We start from the raw sequence: 20,544 nt of genomic DNA on the forward strand, positions 1-20,544 counted from the left end.
TGGAAATGCCGAAACGGAAGACGGCAGAAAACAGGAAAATTAGACAGAACAAGAAAAAAGACAAAAAAGTACGAGGAGATTGTTATGTATATTGCAGATCTGCATATTCACTCCAGATATTCACGGGCAACCAGCCGCGATTTGACGCCGGAGAATCTGGATTTTCAGGCACGAAGGAAAGGGATCCGGGTGCTGGGGACAGGAGATTTTACCCACCCTGCATGGAGACAGGAACTGAAAGAGAAGCTGGTTCTGGAAGAAGACGGTCTGTACCGTCTGAAGACGGAGTATGTACGGGATCCGGAAAAGGGAGCAGAGGAGGACAGAACCAGATTTGTGATTACTGGAGAAATCAGCTCGATTTATAAGCAGGACGGAAAGGTGAGAAAAGTACACAGCCTTTTGATTCTTCCAGGTCTCGAGGAGGCAGAAAGACTGTCGGCAAAGCTGGAAACCATTGGAAATATTCATTCTGACGGCCGCCCGATCCTGGGGCTTTCCTGTCACGATCTTCTGGAAATTATGCTGGATATTTGTCCGGAGGGAATCTTTGTTCCAGCGCATATCTGGACTCCGCATTTTTCCATGTTCGGGGCATTTTCCGGATTTGACAGAGTAGAGGACTGCTTTGGGGAGCTGACGCCTTATATACATGCGGTGGAAACCGGGCTGTCCTCAGATCCGCCTATGAACTGGCGGCTTTCTGCCCTGGATCGGTTCCAGCTGATTTCCAATTCCGACGCCCATTCTCCGGCAAAGCTGGGGAGGGAAGCAAATCTGCTGTCAGGCAGTCTCTCTTATGAGGGGATGAAGAAGGCGATCGAGACAGGAGAAGGACTTGCCGGGACCATTGAATTTTTTCCGGAGGAGGGCAAATATCATTTTGACGGACATAGAAAATGCCATATTTGCATGAGTCCTGCTGAGGCAGATAGAAACGATGGGATCTGTCCGGTGTGCAAAAGGAAAATGACCATTGGCGTTTCTCACCGGATTGATCAGCTGGCAGATCGAGAGGAGGGCTTTGTCCTTTCCGATGGAAAACCCTTTGAAAGCCTTGTGCCGCTTCCAGAGGTGATTGCTGCGTCAACCGGGCGTTCTGCAGCAGGAAAAAGGGTGCAGGAGGAATACCAGAGCATGCTGGATAAACTGGGAACGGAATTTGCAATCCTTCGGGAAGTTCCCATTGAAGATATTAGATGCCATTCCGGATATTTGATTGCAGAGGGAATCCGGAGACTGAGAGAGGGCAGAGTGACAAGGCTTCCGGGCTTTGACGGAGAATATGGGATCATCCGTCTTTTTGAACCGGACGAAATACAAAATCCAGAGGGGCAGATGAACCTGAGCGGGATTCTCGAAGCCTCAAAAGCAGCTGGAGAACAAACGGATTCTGGAAAATATATGGCAGAGGAACCAGAGATAAAACAAGAAAAAGCAGCAGGGAAGACAGGAAAAAAGTCTGCACAGACAGAAGAAAAGAACAGGAATTGTAAAAAAGAAGCAGAAAGCTTTTGCCTTAATGAGGAACAGAAGAAGGCGGCAGAGGTTCCCTGCCGCAGGCTTGCGGTTATTGCAGGACCCGGAACAGGAAAGACGAAAACGCTGACAGCCAGGATTCAGTGTCTGATTGAAAAACGAAGAGTGAAGGCCTCAGAAATTACCGCTGTAACCTTTACTAATCAGGCAGCCAGAGAGTTAAGAGAACGTCTGCAAAGGGAAATGCCTCATCGGCGGGCCTTTGCCCGGATTCAGACAGGTACCTTTCATTCGATTTGCGGAGAGCTGCTGAAAAGCGCAGGAGTTTCCTACACTCTGGCCGACCCGATGGAGCTTGAGGAGCTGGCAAAGGAGATTTTAGAGGAGTTGAAATTAAAGCTCTCTGCCACAGCGCTTCAGAACGTGATTTCCAGGGAAAAAATAAAGAGGGTGCTTGTTTTTGGAAAGGAATTTCAGAAAGAGGCAGAAGATAACACGCAGCTGCAGCCAGGAACAGATCTCTGGAATGCAGTTTCCAGATATGAGGAGCGTCTGAAGGAGCAGGGGTTGTTTGATTTTGATGATCTTTTGATAGAAGCTCTTTGCCTTCTTCTGGAGGATAATGAGGAAGCGAGAAGCTTTTGCAGCCGGTTTTCCTATCTTCTGGTAGATGAATTTCAGGATATCAGTCCTTTGCAGTATGAGCTTATATGCCAGTGGAACCGCTATGGAAAAGAACTCTTTGTAATCGGAGATCCGGATCAGTCCATTTATGGATTTCGTGGATCGGATTCTGCCTGCTTTTCCCGTTTTCTGGAGGATGCGCCGGAGGCAGAGGTGATTTCTCTTCATAAAAACTACCGTTCCTCAGGTACAATTACAGAAGGCGCTGCTGCTGTGATTTCCAACAATCCGGGCGAAAAGAGAAGTCTCGTTTCTATGGCTGGGCCTGGCAGCAGGCTTCGTGTTGTAAAGGCATCTGGAAAACGTTCGGAGGGAATTTTTACAGCCAGGGAAATTAACCGTATGGTAGGCGGAATTGATATGCTGGATGCCCAGGAACAGGGAGTGGAAGAAAAAACGATAAGAAGCTTTTCAGATATTGCCATTTTATGCAGAACAAACCATCAGGCAGAGGCGATGGAGGAATATCTGAAAAAGGAAGGTATTCCCTATACAATTACAGGAAGAGGAAGCTTTCTGGAGGAAGGGACTGTTCGGGAAGCTGTGGCATTTTTCCGTGCTCTGTACAGCCAGGAAAAAGAGGCAGATCAGAAAACTGGACGTTTCAGGAAAGAATTGGAGGAGATTGATTCTCAGGCTTTGCAGGAGAAATACAGGCCCCTTTTATCAAAGAAAAAGCCGGCAGATCTGATAAAAATGTGGATGGAGGATCGGGGGCTTTCCCAGGATGAGCCTCTTTCCAGGCTCATGTCCATGGCGCTTTTTCACAAGACCATGAAGGATCTTTTAGAAAATCTCCTTCTGGGAAGGGAGGGAGATTTGAAGCGCTGCGGAGGCAGACATTATACAGCGGATGCAGTTTCCCTGATGACGCTTCATGGGGCAAAGGGACTGGAGTTTCCTGCTGTTATTATTCCAGGAATGGAGAAAGGGGCATTTCCTCTTCCGATCAAAAGAAAAGACGGAACACCTGTGGATATCCAGGAGGAACGCCGCCTTTTCTATGTAGGTATGACAAGAGCCAGAGAAGAACTGATTTTTGTTACCTGCGGTGAACCGTCAGAGTTTTTGTCAGAACTTCCAGAGCATCTGGTGCAGAGGGAGCAGGCCCTTGTGCGGGAAAGCCCTCAGACACGACAGATGAGTCTGTTTGATTTTCTGGACTCTTAAAGAGCTGTTATTTGTTCATCATGGCAAGAATCTGCTGTTTGGGTCTTGCGCCCATGGCCTGATTGACAATTTTTCCGTTTTTCAGTACAAACAGAGAGGGAATACTCATGACATGAAACTGAGCTGCCAGTTCCGGCTGTTCATCCACGTTTACTTTTCCTACGGTGAATTCCGGGTGCTCCTCTGCGATTTCATCTACAAGGGGAGAAACCATCCGGCATGGGCCGCACCAGCTGGCCCAGAAGTCCAGAAGGACAGGTTTATCGGAATTCAGGATTTCTTTCTGAAAATTTTCTTTTTTAATGGTTAATGCTGACATAGGGGAATCCTCCTTTTTCGTAATGATTATGTTTTATGAAAATGATTGAAATCTATCTGTTTTTTGCTTTGCAGATAAGCTGAGTCATGGTGCCCATGGGACAGTAGACACACCAGGAGCGGGGCTTAAACAGTACCATAGTGACAATCCCCAGAATGGTGGAGGTCAGCATGACGCTGTAGAAGCCAAAGGCAAACTGGGCAGCAGCCGGCGGCAGCCCGGTCTGATGGTAGGCCCAGTGCCAGGGAACCCGGAAGGTCCACAGAAGCGTCACAGCCTGTCTCAGCTCTCTTGCGCCGGAGAACACCAGCCAGGTGTTCCAGAGCATCTGCAGGAACATGACCAGGAAGAATATCAGGAAACCATATCGGAATCCTCTGCTTTTCATCCAGGCGGGAATGTCACGCTTTCGCGACAGACCGAATTGTCCGCCCAGCAGTCCAAACAGCTGTCCTCTTCCGCAGTAGCGGTTGCAGTAGCCCTTGTTTCCCTTGACCAGAGAAATAATCAGAGGAATAAAAAAGCAAAGCAGGCCCAGCCAGGCAAACAGGATATTGAAGAATCCCAGAACCAGATAGGTGAGGGATGCAATCCAGAGATAGTCGTACCAGTGTTTTTTCTGCTTCATGGATTCTCCTCCTGAATGCGGATAACGGATGCCGGACATTCCCGGGCGCATTTTCCGCATCCTACACAAACTGTTTCAGCAACCCTGGCGGTAATTCCCTGCCATATCTGAATGGCAGATGTGGGACACACTTTTACGCAGGAGCCGCAGGCAACACAGTGGGCTTCGTCTACAAAGGCTTTCTTTTTCTTTCTGATGTTCTGATTCATGACAGCTTCCTTTCCTGAGTGGCAGGTAGTTTTTCCTGCCTGTTGATGATACTATACTACAGGAAAAGAAAAAGTTCTGTGATATTGTCACATTGAGAAAAGTGCGTTTCAAGCAGTCAGGTTCAGTCTTGCAAATGTGCATTCGCCGCGTTAAAATAAACGTAATTGCAAAGGGGGCGGTAGAAATGGCAGGGGAGAAAAATGACTTTTCAAAGGGAAGCATTGTGGGAAACATTGTGAATCTGGCGATTCCTATGACACTGGCCCAGCTGATCAATGTACTGTATAATATTGTAGACAGAATTTATATTGGACGAATACCAGATCATGCGACGCTTTCGCTGACAGGATTGGGACTTTGTCTTCCGGTTATTTCCATGGTGATTGCATTTGCCAATCTTTTTGGTATGGGAGGCTCGCCTCTCTGCTCGATTGAACGGGGGCGGGGAAATGAGGAAGAGGCAGAGCGGATCATGGGAAATTCCTTCTGTATGATGGTGGGATGTGGAGTGGTTCTGACGATATTGGGGCTTTTGCTGAAACGTCCCATGCTTTATTTGTTTGGAGCCAGTGATCAGACATTTCCTTATGCAGACAGCTATCTGAGCATTTATCTTCTTGGAAGCGTATTTGTCATGGTGGGGCTGGGAATGAATTCCTTTATTAACAGCCAGGGCTTTGGAAAGATCGGAATGATGACAGTCCTTCTCGGCGCAGTGGCAAATATTATACTGGATCCTATCTTTATTTTTGTGCTGGATATGGGGGTACAGGGGGCGGCCCTTGCCACAGTGATTTCTCAGGGACTCAGCGCGGCGTGGATCCTCCGGTTTTTGACAGGGGAAAAGACGATTCTGAAGCTAAAGGTCAGCTGTATGAGGCTGGAATGGCCGCGGGTGAGAAATATTGTGGCATTGGGACTTTCCGGTTTTACTATGGCAATTACTAACAGTCTGGTTCAGATTATGTGCAACGCTACGCTGCAGATCTACGGAGGAGATCTGTATGTGGGAGTAATGACAGTCATCAATTCTGTCCGGGAGGTTGTCAGTATGCCGGTGCAGGGAATTACTCACAGCGCTCAGCCGGTTATGGGATACAATTATGGGGCCGGAGAATACGGGCGTGTGAGGAAGGCTATCTGGTTTACATCGATTTCAGCCATTGTATACACTACGGCAGTGTGGATTCTGGTTCATGGATTTCCGGAGTTCTTTATCCGTATTTTTAACCAGGATGCGGATCTGGTGGCAGCGGGGATTCCGGCCATGCAGATTTATTATTTTGGATTTTTCCTGATGTCGCTTCAGTTTTCTGGTCAGGCGGTGTTTGTGGCTCTTGGAAAAGCAAAACGTGCGGTCTTTTTCTCAATTTTCCGGAAGGTGATTATTGTTGCTCCTTTGACCTGGCTGCTTCCTCAGATTGCAGGTCTGGGAACGAAGGGCGTGTTTGCGGCAGAGCCGATTTCCAATCTCATTGGAGGCCTTGCCTGCTTTCTTACGATGCTGGCCACGGTAATGCCGGAGCTGAAGGAACAGGGGAACGGAGAAAAGAAAAATACATAATTGGGGATACAGGAGATGAAAATGCGAAAATACTACAGAGGCTTGTGCGGAGCTTTGGCAGGATGTCTGATAGCGGCAGCGCCGCCGCTGAGCGTCCGGGCAGAGGAAGCGGGATATATCCGGGCGGCAACCTATACATCAGATGCCTGGGTATCTAATTTCTGGAATACAGAAAGCGATCATATGGAGGAGGAGCTGGCGCAGATTGCAGCAGACGGATTTAATACGATTATTCTGGTAATCCCATGGAGGGAATTTCAGCCGTCAGTCATGCCCCTTACCTATAATCCTTATGCCTTTGAAAAACTGGATCAGGTTATGGAGGCAGCAGAAAAACAGGGGCTTTCTGTTATGTTTCGAGTTGGCTATACCTGGGATTATTATGGGGATGAGAGCTCGGTATATCGTTTTCGGGAGCTTTTAAGAAGCGAGGCTGTGAGAAACGGCTGGCTGGCTTATGCAGGAAGGATTTATGAAACCGGAAGCCGTTATTCTAATTTCTGCGGAGGATTTATGACCTGGGAGGACTTCTGGAATTATGCAGAGGATGCGGGAAATTTTGGAAGAAGGGATAACAGCAGAAAGGAAGCAAAGCAGATCGGATTTCAGGATTATCTGAAAAAGCACTATACTCTGAGCCAGCTGAATGAAATCTATCAGCCTGCAGTTCCCTTTTCGTCTTATTCAGATGTGTATATTCCAGGGCGCAGTGATCACGCTTATCGGCTGTTTTATGAATTCTATGATGCTTATCTGGAGGAACTTCTTGTAGATACCCAGAAATGTTTTCCCGGTCTTTCCATGGAGGTACGGCTGGATGCAGATTCGGTTCCCGGTGCGGGTGGAGAAGAGATGACAAGGGTCAGTCATTTTGACACCTTTGACTGTGGAGATGCAGATTATACCGCTCTGATGTACAGCGTTTCTATGGGGCGGGCGGCAGGACAGACCGTTCTGGTTCATGAGGCATTTCGAACAATGGGAGAGCAGCTGGCACAGGTAAAGGCCCATAACGGCGGAAAGCCGATTATGATTGATCAGCTTCTTTATATGGATGAGACGGAGGACTTTCAATCAAATGCCAGACTTCTGGAATCTCACAGGGGATTATTTTTGATGGGGCTTCCGGAACTGCTGCATCAGTATACCAATGGCTATGGCATATGGACTTACCGGAATTATACCAATAATCCGGTTTATAACAGTCAGTTCGCTTTGGGAAGCCGGGGCTGGGAGGTGTCAGGGGCAGCGGTTCAGACAAGAAACGGCAGCAGTCAGATGATGATTTTGCCTGGAGGGAAAATCAGTCAGAAAATCGGACACAGGATTGGAGGACGGAATACCCATGACAATTATGTGCGGTTTACGGCAGACAGTGACGGCCCTGTGACAGTGACCGTGTCTCTGGGAACACAGAAGCAGCAGGTTTCGGTGGATGGGGAACAACAATACACGCTGGAATTTGGAAGAGACGGATATTATTCTGTGGAATTTGAGGCAGACGGAGAGGCTTATCTGGACAATATTCAGGTTTACAATTTTATTCAGGACGGACAGCTGCGGGATGTGGATGGAAAAGAACTCAGCTGCATGGCACCCATGCGGCATCTGAACAGAGCGATGCAGTAATGCCGGCAGGACAGAGGAAGTGCAGTATTGACTTCCTCTCTGTTTTTGTTATAATGTTGTTATAGCATTTGTATAACAATGGAGAGGAAAGACGGTGAAGGTATGGTCATAAAAATTGATTTTGAAAGCGAGGAAGCCATCTATGTTCAGCTGAAGAATCAGATTATTCTCGGGATTGCCACAGACCGGATTCGGGAGGGGGATTCTCTTCCGTCTGTCCGTCAGCTCGCTGACAACATCGGGATTAATATGCATACAGTAAATAAAGCCTATTCGGTGCTGCGTCAGGAGGGATTTATTAAGCTGGATCGCAGAAAGGGTGCAGTTATTGCGCTGGATGTGAATAAGCTGGAGGCTCTTGAGGCGCTGCAGAGAGAGCTGGCTGTGATTCTGGCCAGAAGTCTGTGCAAGAATATCAGCCGCGGGGAAGTGCATCAGATGGTAGATGATATTTATGATTACTATACCAGAAAATGCGAAGAATAGAAGAAAACGGATGGAGGATTGCCATGTTATGTGAACGCTGTAAAATCAGAGAGGCTAATATCCAATATACCGAGATTGTAAACGGTGTCAGAAAAGAACACAATTTCTGCGCCCAGTGTGCCCGGGAACTGGATTTTGGTCCCTATTCCGCAATCTTTGACAGTGACTTCCCTCTGGGCAAGCTGCTGTCAGGGCTTCTGGGTCTGAATGAAGGGGGGCAGGAAACCAGTTCCTGTCAGGTAGCATGTCCTACCTGCGGACTCAGCTATGAAGATTTTGTAAAAAACAGCCGGTTCGGATGTCCGGACTGTTATGGTGTGTTTGATTTGCTGATCAGTGATAATATTAAGCAGCTTCAGGGAAGCGATGCCCATAAGGGAAAACATCCCAAATACCACAGGCAGGAGTCGGAAACTTCCGGAGAGTTTGGAGGCGAAGCTGCCGCCCAGCCGGGAACTGTTTTTCAGGAAGCGGATACAGTTCAGGAACAGATTCGTATTCTGGAGGCAAGAAGGCAGGAGGCTGTGCGGAGAGAGGATTATGAGACAGCCGCCCTTTGCCGTGACAAGATCAAAGCATTGAGAGAGGAAAACGGAGAATGATGAAGTGGTATGAACGGGTGGATCGAGAGAGGCCTGCTGTTATCAGCAGCAGGATCCGGCTGGTCCGCAACTGGAATCAATATGTCTTTCCGTCACGCCTGACTCCGGACGCAGGAGAAGAGATGATCCGTCAGCTGAAATACGGACTGCGGGAGCTGGGAACAGCAGACGGCAGAGATTATGAATATGAGGATCTGCAGAAATTAAGTGAGCTGGATAAAAAGGCCCTGCGAGAGAGAAGAGTGATTAACTCTACTATTGCCGCAAAAAAAACGCCGGCGGGACTGATTCTGTCTGAGGAGGAGGATGCCGGAATTGTGTTAAACGGCACAGATCACATCCGAATCCAGCTTCTTTCAGCAGGAATGCATCTGGAGGAGCTTTGGAAGCAGGCCGATCGGATTGATGATTTTATTAATGAAAAATTTGAATACGCATTTGATGAAAAATATGGTTATCTGACCTCGTTTCCCACCAATATGGGAACAGGACTGCGGGCTTCGGTGGTTCTTCATCTGCCTTCTCTTTCCATGGGCAAAAAGTTTCATGGCCTTACCTCGGAAATGAGCAGGTTTGGAGCAACTGTCCGGAGTGTATACGGTGATGAAAATGAAAATTACGGAGCTCTCTATGAGGTCAGCAATCAGAAAACTCTGGGAATCAGCGAAAAGGAGATCCTGGATCTGGTAACCAGGGTTGCTCTGCAGTTAAGCGCCCAGGAGGCGCAGGTAAGAAAGATGGCCATGGAAAAACATAGTCTGGAATGCGCGGATGAAGCATATAAATCCTATGGTGTTTTGAAATATGCAAGACGGCTTTCCTATAAAGATGCCATGACGTTTCTTTCTCGGCTTATGTCCGGTCTGGACGACGGAATTCTGGAAACGAGAGAGCCCTGCGCGGTATACAGGCTGATGCTGGGTATTCAGCCGGCCAGTCTTCAGAAGCTTTCTGACCGGCCTCTGGGAAAGAATGAGCTGGATATGGCCCGGGCAGCATATCTGCGCCGGGAACTGCCGGAGCTGAGGTAGAGTATATTTTTGACAACAAGGAGGACTTATTTGCATGATAGATCGATTTACAGAGCAGGCAAGGGAGGCCATAGGCATGGCTGTTGAAGCGGCAGAAGAGCTGGGTCACAGTTATGTGGGAACCGAGCATCTGCTGATTGGCCTGCTGCGGGAAAAAAGCGGCGTGGCAGCCCGTGTGCTGGAAGACTGTGGGGTGCGGGTGGAAAAAGTGACGGAGCTGATCAATCAGCTGATTGCCCCCAATCAGTCGGTTGGCATGGCAGAGCGCAGCACCTACACGCCCAGCGCTACCCGGGTACTGGAAAACAGCTACCGTGAAGCAGTGCGGTTTAAAGCGCCGTTAATCGGAACCGAGCATCTTTTGATTTCCATGATTCGGGAAAGTGACTGTGTGGCAGTCCGCCTTCTGAATACCATGGGAATCAGTATCCAGAAAATTTACCTGGATCTGCTTTCTGCTATGGGAGAGGACGCTCCGGCAGAAAAGGAAGAGCTGCAGGGAGGAAAAGCCGCTGGAAGAACAGCAACGCCGACTTTGGACAGCTACAGCCGTGATTTGACAGCGCTTGCCAGGGAAAACCGGCTGGATCCGGTGCTTGGAAGAGAACAGGAAATCCAGAGGCTTATCCAGATTTTAAGCCGTCGCACGAAAAACAATCCCTGCCTGATTGGTGAGCCAGGGGTGGGAAAAACAGCAGTAGTGGAAGGTCTGGCCCAGCTGATTGCGGGGGGAAATGTGCCGGAAATTATTGCAGAAAAACGAGTTTTGACCCTGGATCTGTCGGGAATGGTAGCAGGTTCCAAGTACCGGGGCGAATTTGAAGAGCGGATTAAAAAGGTGATTTCCGAAGTGACTCAGGACGGAGAGGTGCTTTTATTTATTGACGAGATTCACACAATCATCGGCGCAGGAGGTGCAGAGGGAGCCATTGATGCGTCCAATATTTTAAAGCCGTCCCTGGCACGGGGAGAGATCCAGCTGATTGGCGCAACAACCATTGAGGAATACCGGAAATATATCGAAAAGGACGCGGCTCTGGAGCGCCGGTTCCAGCCCGTTATGGTGGAGGAGCCAGGAGAGGAGCAGTCCATTCAGATTTTAAAGGGTCTTAGGCCGCGGTATGAGGAGCATCACAAGGTAACGATTACTGATCAGGCTCTGACTGCAGCAGTAAGGCTGTCTGCGCGCTATATTAATGATCGCTTTCTTCCAGATAAAGCGATTGATCTGATTGACGAGGCATCCTCCAGAGTGCGTCTGACTGCTTATGTGGAGCCTGCAGAGATTAAAACACTGGAGCAGGATATTCAGAAGCTGGAGCAGCAGAAGGAAGAGGCGATTAAGACAGAGGCCTACGAAAAGGCCGGTGAGCTGAAGAAAAAGCAGGAAAAGAAAAGGGAAAAGATTGATCGGATCCGGACAAAATGGCAGAAGGAAAAGGCTTCCCGCAAGCTGATTGTTGATGAGGGAGAAATTGCAGATGTGGTTTCCGGATGGACGAGAATTCCTGTGCGCAAGCTGGAGCAGGAGGAATCTGAGCGGCTGAAAATGCTGGAGTCAATTCTTCACGGAAGGGTAGTAGGCCAGGAGGAGGCGGTGACCGCTGTCTCCCGCGCAATCCGCAGAGGCCGGGTAGGCTTAAAGGATCCGAAGCGTCCCATTGGTTCCTTCTTATTCCTTGGACCAACCGGAGTTGGAAAGACAGAGCTTTGCAAGGCTTTGGCAGAGGCCATGTTTGGAACAGAGAATGCTCTGATTCGGGTAGATATGTCCGAATATATGGAGAAGCACAGCGTCTCCAAGATGATTGGTTCTCCCCCAGGATATGTGGGCTATGAGGAGGGCGGACAGCTCAGCGAAAAGGTTCGCCGCAATCCTTATTCTGTTATCCTGTTTGATGAGGTGGAGAAGGCGCATCCTGATGTGTTTAACATTCTTCTTCAGGTTCTGGATGATGGACACATTACGGATGCCCAGGGCAGAAAGATTGATTTTAAAAATACGGTAATTATTATGACATCCAATGCAGGGGCAGAAAATATTGTGTCTCCGAAACGGCTGGGCTTTGCATCCAACGATGATGCGGGAGAACGGTATAAATTCATGAAGGATCGGGTTATGGAGGAAGTAAAACGGATGTTCAAGCCGGAATTCCTCAACCGAATTGATGAGATTATTGTATTCCACCAGCTGAATCAGGAGCATATAAAAGAGATTGTGAACATTATGCTGGCCGGAATTGGAAAGAGAACAGAACGCCAGATGAATCTGAGTCTTTCTGTCAGCGAGGAGGCAAAGGAATTTCTTGTGGAAAAGGGATACGATGAGAAGTACGGCGCAAGACCGCTGCGCAGGGCAATTCAGAATTATCTGGAGGATAAGCTGGCAGAAGCGGTTCTCGACGGAACAGTTGCAGCCGGAGACCAGGTTCGTGTAGAACGGGGAGAGGATGGACTTAAGTTTTTTGCCTCAGAAGCAGGAAAATGACTGGTCTTTTCACGCGGAGTGAGTTATACTAAACAGGTAATCACAGGCAGTACAATACAATAAGAAATTAAAATACAGGAGGGCAAATTTATGCCGGTAATTGATTCTTTAATCCGCTCTGAGGCGGACGGAACCATCAGCTTTGGAAACTACAAACTGGAGACAAAATCCAAGCTGCAGGATTTTGAGCATGCAGGAGATTTATATAAGATTAAGACATTTCATGAAATCACGAAACTGGAAAGGAACGGACTGTTTGTCTATGAGTCCGTTCCCGGAACCGCAGCAAACCATTTTTCTGCAAATCCAGATGGAGTAGAATTTTCTGTAGAGGGTGACAGAGATGCCCAGATTACTATTCAGCTGGAGGATGACACAGAATATGAGGTTTATGTAGATGATGTGGCAGTAGGCGGAATGAAAACCAATATGAGCGGTAAGCTGGTTGTAAGCGTTGAGTTAAATGAAGGCGCTGCCTGCCGGGTAAAGGTTGTAAAGCGGTAGAGGAATACATATGGCGAAGGCAAAATCAACTGCATTTTTCTGTAAAGAGTGCGGTTATGAATCCAGCAAATGGATGGGGCAGTGTCCGGCCTGCAGACAGTGGAATACTATGGTAGAGGAGCCGGTGGGCAAACGGGAAACAGCGCCGGGGCGGGCTTTTGGAAGCGCGTTGGCTGTCCGCCGAGGCGTTGGGGAACAGCCAATGCCTGTGCGTCTTGACCAGGTTTCCTTAGAAGAGCAGGATCGGATTCCAACCGGATATCAGGAGCTGGATCGCGTACTGGGGAGCGGCATTGTGTCCGGCTCCCTGGTTTTAGTTGGAGGCGATCCCGGTATTGGAAAATCCACTTTACTTTTACAGGTATGCCGGAATCTGGCGGCCGCAGGCCGCCGTGTTTTGTATATATCCGGAGAGGAATCCTTAAAACAGATTAAGCTGCGGGCAAGCCGAATCGGAACGATTACGGGAGATCTGCTGTTTCTGTGTGAAACCAATCTGGATACGATTGAGGAGGCGATTCGCAATGCCTCTCCTGAGGTTGTCATCATTGATTCCATCCAGACGATGTTTCGGGAGGATGTGTCCTCTGCACCAGGCAGTGTCAGCCAGGTGCGGGAATCCACCAGTATTCTGATGCAGATTGCCAAAGGAATGGGCATAACGGTATTTATCGTAGGACATGTGACCAAGGAAGGTGTTGTAGCTGGTCCCAGGGTTTTAGAGCATATGGTGGATACGGTGCTTTATTTTGAAGGAGAGCGCAATGCCTCCTACCGGATTCTCCGCGGAGTCAAAAACAGGTTTGGTTCCACCAATGAGATAGGTGTTTTTGAAATGCAGGAGAAGGGGCTGGAGGAGGTAAAGAATCCTTCGGAATACCTGCTCAGCGGCCGTCCGGAGGATGCCTCCGGAGCGGTGGTGGCCTGTTCCATTGAGGGAACTCGCCCGGTTCTTTTAGAGGTTCAGGCACTGGTAACACAGACCAATTTTGGTATGCCGAGGCGGACTGCTGCCGGAACAGATTATAACCGGGTGAATCTTCTCATGGCAGTTCTGGAGAAGCGATGCCGCTATGAAATGTCACGTTACGATGCGTATGTGAATATTGCGGGCGGACTGAAGATGAGTGAACCGGCGCTGGATCTGGCGATTGTTATGGCTCTGGTATCCAGCCTAAAGGACAGGCCTGTAAATCCCAAAACCATGATTTTCGGTGAGGTAGGCTTATCCGGAGAGGTGCGGGCGGTATCCATGGCAGAACAGCGGATCCATGAGGCGGTGAAGCTGGGCTTTGAAGCCTGTATCCTTCCAAAAGTGTGCCTGGATAAAATGAAGCCGGATCATCGAATCAAGCTGTACGGAGTCAGCAGCGTCCGGGAAGCAATCGCACTGCTGTAACAGGAAAGAAAAGTAAGGATTCAGGACGGTGGAAAAGCCGGATAAGAAGATGGCTCCGTCCTGAACCGTTACGAATTGAATATATTTTTGCAAAATTTAAAAAAATATTGAAATAGCTGTTGACAGATTCTTATAGATATGATATCATAACTATCGTTGTGAGTGACACATCAGAAATACTTCACAATCCAGGGGAATAGTTCAATGGTAGAGCAGCGGTCTCCAAAACCGTAGATGGGGGTTCGAGCCCCTCTTCCCCTGCTTTTTATTTTGAAAAGAGGAAACGTCGAAATGCCTTAGGTTGTAAGGGGTTCGGCGTTTTTTGTTTTAATCAAAAACAGATTGGGGAAATTTTTGGTATTTGGGGGGATTCCACTTAGGCGGTATGAAAATGGCTCTCGAAGCATTTCCCCAGAGCATAAATACATGAGCCATAGATAAAGAACAGAATATTTGAGCGAAAATTAGATTGATATTGAGTTAGGCCAACGGTATAATAAATAACTGTAGTGCAGACGAGAGATATCATGGAGCTGAGTTAATGGAGAAATATTTCTACGAAAGAAAAATCCCAGATCGAAACTTAGAGATATGCCAGTATATTTATCATATTGGGCAGTATCGTTATAATTGGCATAAAGCATTGGAAATTTTTTTAGTGATAAAAGGGACAGTGGAACTAAGCTGTGGAGGAAAAACTGTCTTAATGGAAGAAGATGACTTTATGGTAATCAATTCTAACGTAGGACATGCTTCTTTAGCTAAAAAGGAAAACAGTATTGCCATGGTGATTCATTTGGAACCGGAATATCTGAAAGCATATTTTGGTCAAATGAAGGAATGGATATTTGAAGGGAATACGAATAGCCAAAATCGGTACTGCAGTCAGGCACTGGAAATTCGTGGAATTATGTCAGACTTGATGTATCATGGAGAAGCAGTGAATCCTTTGGAAAGTCTTGAATATGAGCAAAAACTGAATAGACTGCTTTCCTTGCTTTTCTATTTATTTGAGCCGAAACGCCAGGAAATAACGGAATGTCTCCGAACAAAAAAACAGCAGAATTTGATTGAACAGATTTTGAACTATGTGGAGGAAAATTATAAAGAAAGGTTATCGCTTCATGATTTGGGGAAGGTGTGTCCATACAATTCCAGTTACTTATCTGTATACTTTAAAAATCATGTGGGTGTAAATTTTTATGATTATCTGACACGAATACGAGTGAGAGAAGCAACTTTAGAATTGTGTTCTACAGAAAGCACTGTACTTGAAATTGCACACAATAACGGATTCCCTGATGTGAAAGCATTTAATACAGCTTTTAAGAAAACCTTTGGGAAGTCTCCCATGCAGTACCGTCAGCAAATTCTTGCAGAAGATCGGGGAAAGGAACTTTTGGAAAAACGAACGTTTCTTTCCACAAATAATGAACTGCTGAATAAAAAATTAGAGAATTACAGGTATAGGGCTAAAGAATGTGAGATATTGGATTTTGGATATTACGGGAAAACGGAAAAATATGAAGAAAAGCTGAAGGATTTAAAACAGCAGGCTCAGCGTTCTTGTGAAGAAGTGGAAAAGCTTCAAAAAATTCTGGATGATTTTACAAAAGAGTCTTTCTAAAATAAGACAGTATGGGCGTATAGTTAGAATAGAAATAATAAAAAACCAAAATTTATCTTTAGAATTCGTTAAAAATAAGGGCGATTTTTTAGATTGTTTATAATAAAAAGCATGGGCCATAGGCTGATGCTTTTTATTTTTGCAGAAAAAAACTGTAAATGTTTGGAAAGATTTAAAAAAGGGAAACTGATAAAATAAGAATATCAATCAATCACGCGTGATAAAAGAAACATTCTATAAAGGAGACTGTTATGAAAATTACAGATTTAACGCTGATTCCGGCAAGTAAATATCTTTTTGTTAAGATAATTACAGATACAGGAATTTCAGGAATTGGTGAGGTAGGCGCCTGGGGCTTCATTGATGCGGCAGCAGAGTGCCTGAAAAAATTTCGTGGATATCTCGTTGGCAAAGATCCGTTTCAGATTGAACATCACAATCAATATATGTACCGTAGTATGTATTTTCGCGGTGCAATCCTTATGAGTGCGATATCTGCGATTGATATTGCCCTTTGGGATATTAAAGGAAAGGCTCTTGGGGTTCCGGTATATGAGCTTTTAGGCGGACGGACAAGAGATAAGGTTCGCAGCTATGGAGCAGTTTTTCAGTTTACCCCGGAAGCCATGGCAAAAGGGTGTTTAGAACTAAAAAAGCAGGGATTTACATGTGCCCGGTTAATGATTACTGGTGATATGAGTCAGACTCAGACAGGCATGGAAGATGACATTTTTAATGGGAAAGTAAAAAAATATACGGATATGGTAGCTGCATGCCGTCAGTCAGTAGGAGAGGATTTTGATTTTGTTTTGGAGTGTCATAGATCCCTAACTCCGTCAGAGGCAATTGCTTTTGGCAATGCGGTAGAAAAATATCATCCTCTTTTTCTGGAGGATCCCATTGCACCTGATAACGTAGAAGTAATGGCAGATGTAGCGTCAAAAATTTCTATTCCGATTGCGACAGGGGAGCGCTGTATTAATATTCAGGAAATGGAATTGATTATGACAAAAAAAGCGGCCCGTTATGTGCGGCCTGATGTTTGTGCGTTAGGCGGCATTACACCTGCAAAAAAAGTGGCTGCCATGGCAGAAGCAAACTATGTGGGAATTGTTCCACATAATCCGCTTGGCCCTGTTTCCACAGCAGCGTGTCTTCAGTTGGATGCCTCTATTCCCAATTTTACCATTCAGGAGTTCCCATCTTTCTATTTGCAGGGAGGAGAAGCTGCAATGCTGAAAGAGCCGCTGGAGGTAGAACATGGATATATAAAGGTTCCAAATCGTCCAGGTATTGGTATCGAGTTAATTGATGATATTTCAGAGAAATTCCCACCGAAGCAGAGGGGAATCAATGCTCAGATCAATTATGATGGTTCTGTAAGAGATTTATAATAATGTTTGGAAAATAAAAAATACAGATTTGGCAAAACCGGCAGAAGATGCTTCTGCAGGATGTGTTTCTTGTACGCAAAAATTGAAAATTGAAAAGGGGAAAACTTATGAGTCAGTTGGCAGTTTGTTTATTTATTTTTGCAGTAACGATTGCAGGTTACTGCAGTGGTCTTTATAGTCTTGCAACAATTTCCATGACATCTTTTATGGCCCTTACACTTACTGGATGTCTAGACGTAAAAGAAGCTTTGAGTTATTTTGCTAATAACAATGTTATTATGATTGCAGGGATGTGCGTTGTTGCAGCAGGCTTTAACCGTACTCAGTTTTGTATGAATCTTGCAAACGGGATTTCCAGAGTATCCAAAGGCAGTGTAAATAAAATGATGCTGGGATATGTATTAATCGGAACTCTGTTAAGCCAGTTCATTCAGAGCCCTGTAGTAGTATTCGGCATTGTTGCACCTATGCTGATTGCATCTGCAGAATCTATGGGGATTAGTCGAAGTAAAGTGGTGTTCCCAGTGGGTGTTGTGACGATTTGCACATGCTGTACTCTTCCGTTTGGTGCAGGGGCTACAATTGCAGCAGAATTGAACGGCTATATTGAATCTTATGGTTACACAGCACATATGGTTGAATTCTTAGATCCAATGAAAGCTCGTTTACCAATGTTAGTATTTTCTATTCTGTATTTTGCTTTTTTTGCTTATAAACTGGCACCTGAAGTATCTCCAACTGCAATAGCAGACTCTGCAAAAAAAGCAGCAAAAAAGGAGCCTTTAAAACCATTTGCAGAAAAAGCAGGTATCATGATCTTTTTTGGTGATGCGATTGCGTTAATGTTTGCAGATAAGCTTCACCTTGCAACTTGGGAAATTTGTTTGATCGGAGCACTTTTGATGATCCTGTGTGGTGTTTTAAAGCCAAGAGAAGCAACCAATGCGCTGCCAGTCAGTATGTTGTTATTAATTGTAGGAGCGCTGGCTATGGCAGGGGCATTAAGTGCAACAGGAGCAGGTGATTTGATTGGAGGTATTATTGCAAATTTAGTCAAGGGTCTTGGCGGAAATTCCTATCTTGTTGGTCTTATTTTCTTTATTATTCCGTTTATTATGACTCAGTTTATGAGTAATCGCGGAACAATGATGATTTTTCATCCGATTGCGATTGCAACCTGCGCAAGTATTGGCGGAAATCCGGTAGGATTAATGATTTTAATTCAGGCAGCCTGTCTTTCCGCATTTATGACACCAATGGCAACAGCCGCAGTTCCTTACATAATGGAAGAAGGAGGATATAATCAGGCATCTATGATAAAACAGGGAATGCTGTTTGCTGTCATTGCGTGTGTGATTTCTGTAGGGTGGATTATGACTATTTTTCCGATTATGTAAAGTAATATGGAATATGCAGAATGAAAAGAGGAAATATGACAAGAAAAGAAATGATAGAGCGGGCTATTCAGATACGCAGCAGGGATTTGTATGGAAAGGTGGACAGAGAGGAATTAGATTCTCTGACAGCGATCCAGAAGCTTATAGAAATTCCAGTGTCTGGTGGCAGTGTACCGGTGTTTCAAATAATCAGTGAAAAACGCAGTTCTAACAGTGGAATGATTATTAATTTTCATGGCGGAGGCTTTATGAAAGGGCGGCAGGATAAGGATCGGGTGTTCTGCAGCAGAATGGCAGAAAAATTTAATGCACTTGTATGGGATGTAGATTATAGCCTTGCACCGGAAAACCCGTTTCCAAAGGCAGTTGATGAGGCGTACCAGGTAGTAAAATATGCTTTTGAACATAGTAAGGAATTAGAGGTAGATACAAACCGGATTTTTCTTATTGGACACAGCGCAGGAGGAAATTTGGCTGTTACGGTGTGTATGAAAGCAGGTGAGACCAGGGAGTTTCAGCCCAAAGGACTAATTGCAGAATTTTTTCCGACAGATCTTTATACGGATCCGGTATTAAAGACACGGATAGAAGGTGATATGCCTGCAGAGACAGCAAGAATATATAATGCATTTTATTGTGAAGGTGAGGCTGCAAAAAATCCTTATGTATCCCCTCTGTTTGCTGAAGAGGAACAACTGAGGGGATTTCCAGAAACATTGATTATGAGTGCGGGACTAGACAGTCTTTGCTTTGAGGATGAAGAATTTGCCATGAAACTGTCCAGAGCAGGGGTTCCTGTTACCTGTAAAAGATTTACAAAAAGTCATCATGGATTTACAATAAATCGCACGGATGAATGGGAGGAGAGCCTGTCGTTGATTGAAAAATTCATGGAACGATTGGTGTAATAAATTGTGTGATTTTAAAAATATATGTGATACAATCATAGTACGATAAAGCTTTGGAGGGATGAATGCTTTATAAATCACTGTTAAAGGAGGCCATATTATGGGAATTGTTATCAGAGAAGCATTGGCAAAAGATGCCGGACAGCTAATCCGTCATTTAAAAGAAATTGGCGGCGAATCGGATAATCTAAGTTTTGGGGAAGGCGAATTTTCAGTTACACCCGAACAGGAAGAAATGTTTCTTGAAAATCTTCATAATGATAAAACATCCATATTTTTGGTTGCCTGTAAGGACGGTGAGATTGTCGGAAATGGAAGCTTGAGCGGAATGCCGCGCAGAATGAGTCATCGGGCTGAATTGAGTATTGCTGTGAGAAAACATTACTGGGGACAGGGAATCGGAAGCATGCTTATGAAGGAATTGATTCAGTATGCAAAGGAAAACGGGATCGAAATTATCAATCTGGATGTGAGAAAGGATAATGAGCAGGCAATCCGATTGTATGAAAAATTTGGCTTCAGGCATATTGGAACATCACCGGCATATTTCAAAATAAAGGAAGAGTACATAGACTTTGCTGTTATGTATCTTGATTTAAGATAGCGTATAAAATATTTCATACTGAGACTGTAAAGAGGATGTCGCAGACTGGGTTTTTCCTACTAGATACGCCATGCCAAACGGCGGGCAAGACACTATATCTAGCAGAATTCCCGTGTTTTGCGACACCTCTTTTAAGTTATCGAGAAGTTCTTTTTGATTTTATCGATTCCTGCGTCTGAATGTTTTTTTCACATAAAAGAGATTGTCAAATAAATATAAGAAAGCAGTGATAAAATGTTAAGATCCATATGATAAAATAAAAAAACAAAGAGGCGTGCTTTGGAGATTGCGAAGGAGGGATATGATGAAGCTCAAAAGGATTCAAACAGTTTTTCTTCTTATTCTGTGTGCTGTAATGATAGCAGTGGGATTTCCCGTAACAGTCAGGGCAGATATGGGGCCTAAGCCGTCTGTGCGGATT

General features: G+C 45.7%; 17 protein-coding genes and 1 tRNA gene. 15 read left to right on the forward strand and 3 right to left on the reverse strand.

Annotated features, from left to right (window positions below; genetic code table 11):
- Positions 1-84 precede the first annotated feature (84 nt).
- Positions 85-3,333: a UvrD-helicase domain-containing protein gene (locus tag ACESON_RS07185; RefSeq protein WP_373109047.1), complete on the forward strand. Its 3,249-nt coding sequence runs from the start codon at positions 85-87 to the stop codon at positions 3,331-3,333.
- Between the two features lie 7 nt (positions 3,334-3,340).
- Here the strand turns inward: ACESON_RS07185 and trxA are convergent, their stop codons facing one another.
- Genes trxA through ACESON_RS07200 form a run of 3 tightly spaced genes read right to left on the reverse strand, consistent with a single transcriptional unit; the run spans position 3,341 to position 4,489 of the window.
- The gene (trxA, locus tag ACESON_RS07190) at positions 3,341-3,652 is read right to left on the reverse strand and encodes a thioredoxin (RefSeq protein WP_177959305.1); all 312 of its coding nucleotides are present in this window, start codon (positions 3,650-3,652) and stop codon (positions 3,341-3,343) included.
- 52 nt (positions 3,653-3,704) lie between these two features.
- Positions 3,705-4,280: a 4Fe-4S binding protein gene (locus ACESON_RS07195; protein ID WP_373109048.1), complete on the reverse strand. Its 576-nt coding sequence runs from the start codon at positions 4,278-4,280 to the stop codon at positions 3,705-3,707.
- Positions 4,277-4,489 (reverse strand): 4Fe-4S binding protein, encoded by a 213-nt coding sequence (locus tag ACESON_RS07200; protein WP_373109049.1) that lies wholly within the window; start codon positions 4,487-4,489, stop codon positions 4,277-4,279. The genes ACESON_RS07195 and ACESON_RS07200 overlap by 4 nt, the downstream gene beginning before the upstream one ends.
- A 185-nt stretch (positions 4,490-4,674) precedes the next feature.
- Here ACESON_RS07200 and ACESON_RS07205 point away from each other — a divergent pair, with 185 nt between their 5' ends.
- The 14 genes from ACESON_RS07205 to ACESON_RS07270 all read left to right on the forward strand — a co-directional run bounded on the left by ACESON_RS07205 (position 4,675) and on the right by ACESON_RS07270 (position 20,123).
- Complete coding sequence (locus ACESON_RS07205; RefSeq protein WP_177959308.1) at positions 4,675-6,054, forward strand: MATE family efflux transporter; 1,380 nt, start codon at positions 4,675-4,677, stop codon at positions 6,052-6,054.
- Between the two features lie 21 nt (positions 6,055-6,075).
- The gene (locus tag ACESON_RS07210) at positions 6,076-7,683 is read left to right on the forward strand and encodes a hypothetical protein (RefSeq protein WP_177959309.1); all 1,608 of its coding nucleotides are present in this window, start codon (positions 6,076-6,078) and stop codon (positions 7,681-7,683) included.
- A gap of 102 nt (positions 7,684-7,785) precedes the next feature.
- Entirely contained in the window at positions 7,786-8,169 is a 384-nt protein-coding gene (locus ACESON_RS07215; RefSeq protein WP_177959310.1) for a GntR family transcriptional regulator, read from the forward strand.
- A gap of 23 nt (positions 8,170-8,192) precedes the next feature.
- On the forward strand, positions 8,193-8,771 hold the full coding sequence (locus tag ACESON_RS07220; RefSeq protein ID WP_373109050.1) for a UvrB/UvrC motif-containing protein: 579 nt from the start codon (positions 8,193-8,195) through the stop codon (positions 8,769-8,771).
- Positions 8,768-9,802 carry an ATP--guanido phosphotransferase gene (locus ACESON_RS07225; RefSeq protein ID WP_373109051.1) on the forward strand — a complete coding sequence of 345 codons (1,035 nt, stop codon included), beginning with the start codon at positions 8,768-8,770 and terminating at the stop codon, positions 9,800-9,802. Before ACESON_RS07220 ends, ACESON_RS07225 begins: the two co-directional genes overlap by 4 nt.
- 34 nt (positions 9,803-9,836) lie before the next feature.
- Entirely contained in the window at positions 9,837-12,290 is a 2,454-nt protein-coding gene (locus ACESON_RS07230) for an ATP-dependent Clp protease ATP-binding subunit (RefSeq protein ID WP_373109052.1), read from the forward strand.
- 90 nt (positions 12,291-12,380) lie between these two features.
- Positions 12,381-12,794, forward strand: coding sequence for an endosialidase (locus tag ACESON_RS07235; RefSeq protein ID WP_177959314.1), 414 nt, complete (start codon positions 12,381-12,383; stop codon positions 12,792-12,794).
- A 10-nt stretch (positions 12,795-12,804) separates the two neighbouring features.
- The gene (gene radA, locus ACESON_RS07240) at positions 12,805-14,193 is read left to right on the forward strand and encodes a DNA repair protein RadA (RefSeq protein ID WP_177959315.1); all 1,389 of its coding nucleotides are present in this window, start codon (positions 12,805-12,807) and stop codon (positions 14,191-14,193) included.
- A 190-nt stretch (positions 14,194-14,383) separates the two neighbouring features.
- Positions 14,384-14,454 (forward strand) — tRNA-Trp (locus ACESON_RS07245).
- A 280-nt stretch (positions 14,455-14,734) separates the two neighbouring features.
- The gene (locus tag ACESON_RS07250; RefSeq protein WP_177959316.1) at positions 14,735-15,820 is read left to right on the forward strand and encodes a helix-turn-helix domain-containing protein; all 1,086 of its coding nucleotides are present in this window, start codon (positions 14,735-14,737) and stop codon (positions 15,818-15,820) included.
- A 251-nt stretch (positions 15,821-16,071) separates the two neighbouring features.
- Positions 16,072-17,214, forward strand: coding sequence for a mandelate racemase/muconate lactonizing enzyme family protein (locus ACESON_RS07255; RefSeq protein WP_373109053.1), 1,143 nt, complete (start codon positions 16,072-16,074; stop codon positions 17,212-17,214).
- A gap of 107 nt (positions 17,215-17,321) precedes the next feature.
- A complete protein-coding gene (locus ACESON_RS07260; protein ID WP_373109054.1) occupies positions 17,322-18,611 on the forward strand; it encodes an SLC13 family permease in 1,290 nt (429 codons plus the stop codon).
- Positions 18,612-18,646: 35 nt separating this feature from the next.
- Complete coding sequence (locus ACESON_RS07265) at positions 18,647-19,519, forward strand: alpha/beta hydrolase fold domain-containing protein (protein ID WP_177959319.1); 873 nt, start codon at positions 18,647-18,649, stop codon at positions 19,517-19,519.
- 100 nt (positions 19,520-19,619) lie between these two features.
- Positions 19,620-20,123, forward strand: a complete 504-nt coding sequence (locus ACESON_RS07270) for an N-acetyltransferase family protein (protein WP_373109055.1) — start codon at positions 19,620-19,622, stop codon at positions 20,121-20,123.
- The last annotated feature ends 421 nt before the right edge of the window (positions 20,124-20,544 follow it).

It is taken from the genome of Lachnoclostridium sp. Marseille-P6806, assembly GCF_964238185.1.
In the GTDB taxonomy this organism is placed as follows: Bacteria; Bacillota; Clostridia; order Lachnospirales; family Lachnospiraceae; genus Brotaphodocola.

Coding starts and splice junctions, on each gene's coding strand:
- ACESON_RS07185 (WP_373109047.1), top strand. CDS start 85: ATGTATATTGCAGATCTGCATATTCACTCCAGATATTCACGGGCAACC.
- trxA (WP_177959305.1), bottom strand. CDS start 3,652: ATGTCAGCATTAACCATTAAAAAAGAAAATTTTCAGAAAGAAATCCTG.
- ACESON_RS07195 (WP_373109048.1), bottom strand. CDS start 4,280: ATGAAGCAGAAAAAACACTGGTACGACTATCTCTGGATTGCATCCCTC.
- ACESON_RS07200 (WP_373109049.1), bottom strand. CDS start 4,489: ATGAATCAGAACATCAGAAAGAAAAAGAAAGCCTTTGTAGACGAAGCC.
- ACESON_RS07205 (WP_177959308.1), top strand. CDS start 4,675: ATGGCAGGGGAGAAAAATGACTTTTCAAAGGGAAGCATTGTGGGAAAC.
- ACESON_RS07210 (WP_177959309.1), top strand. CDS start 6,076: ATGCGAAAATACTACAGAGGCTTGTGCGGAGCTTTGGCAGGATGTCTG.
- ACESON_RS07215 (WP_177959310.1), top strand. CDS start 7,786: ATGGTCATAAAAATTGATTTTGAAAGCGAGGAAGCCATCTATGTTCAG.
- ACESON_RS07220 (WP_373109050.1), top strand. CDS start 8,193: ATGTTATGTGAACGCTGTAAAATCAGAGAGGCTAATATCCAATATACC.
- ACESON_RS07225 (WP_373109051.1), top strand. CDS start 8,768: ATGATGAAGTGGTATGAACGGGTGGATCGAGAGAGGCCTGCTGTTATC.
- ACESON_RS07230 (WP_373109052.1), top strand. CDS start 9,837: ATGATAGATCGATTTACAGAGCAGGCAAGGGAGGCCATAGGCATGGCT.
- ACESON_RS07235 (WP_177959314.1), top strand. CDS start 12,381: ATGCCGGTAATTGATTCTTTAATCCGCTCTGAGGCGGACGGAACCATC.
- radA (WP_177959315.1), top strand. CDS start 12,805: ATGGCGAAGGCAAAATCAACTGCATTTTTCTGTAAAGAGTGCGGTTAT.
- ACESON_RS07250 (WP_177959316.1), top strand. CDS start 14,735: ATGGAGAAATATTTCTACGAAAGAAAAATCCCAGATCGAAACTTAGAG.
- ACESON_RS07255 (WP_373109053.1), top strand. CDS start 16,072: ATGAAAATTACAGATTTAACGCTGATTCCGGCAAGTAAATATCTTTTT.
- ACESON_RS07260 (WP_373109054.1), top strand. CDS start 17,322: ATGAGTCAGTTGGCAGTTTGTTTATTTATTTTTGCAGTAACGATTGCA.
- ACESON_RS07265 (WP_177959319.1), top strand. CDS start 18,647: ATGACAAGAAAAGAAATGATAGAGCGGGCTATTCAGATACGCAGCAGG.
- ACESON_RS07270 (WP_373109055.1), top strand. CDS start 19,620: ATGGGAATTGTTATCAGAGAAGCATTGGCAAAAGATGCCGGACAGCTA.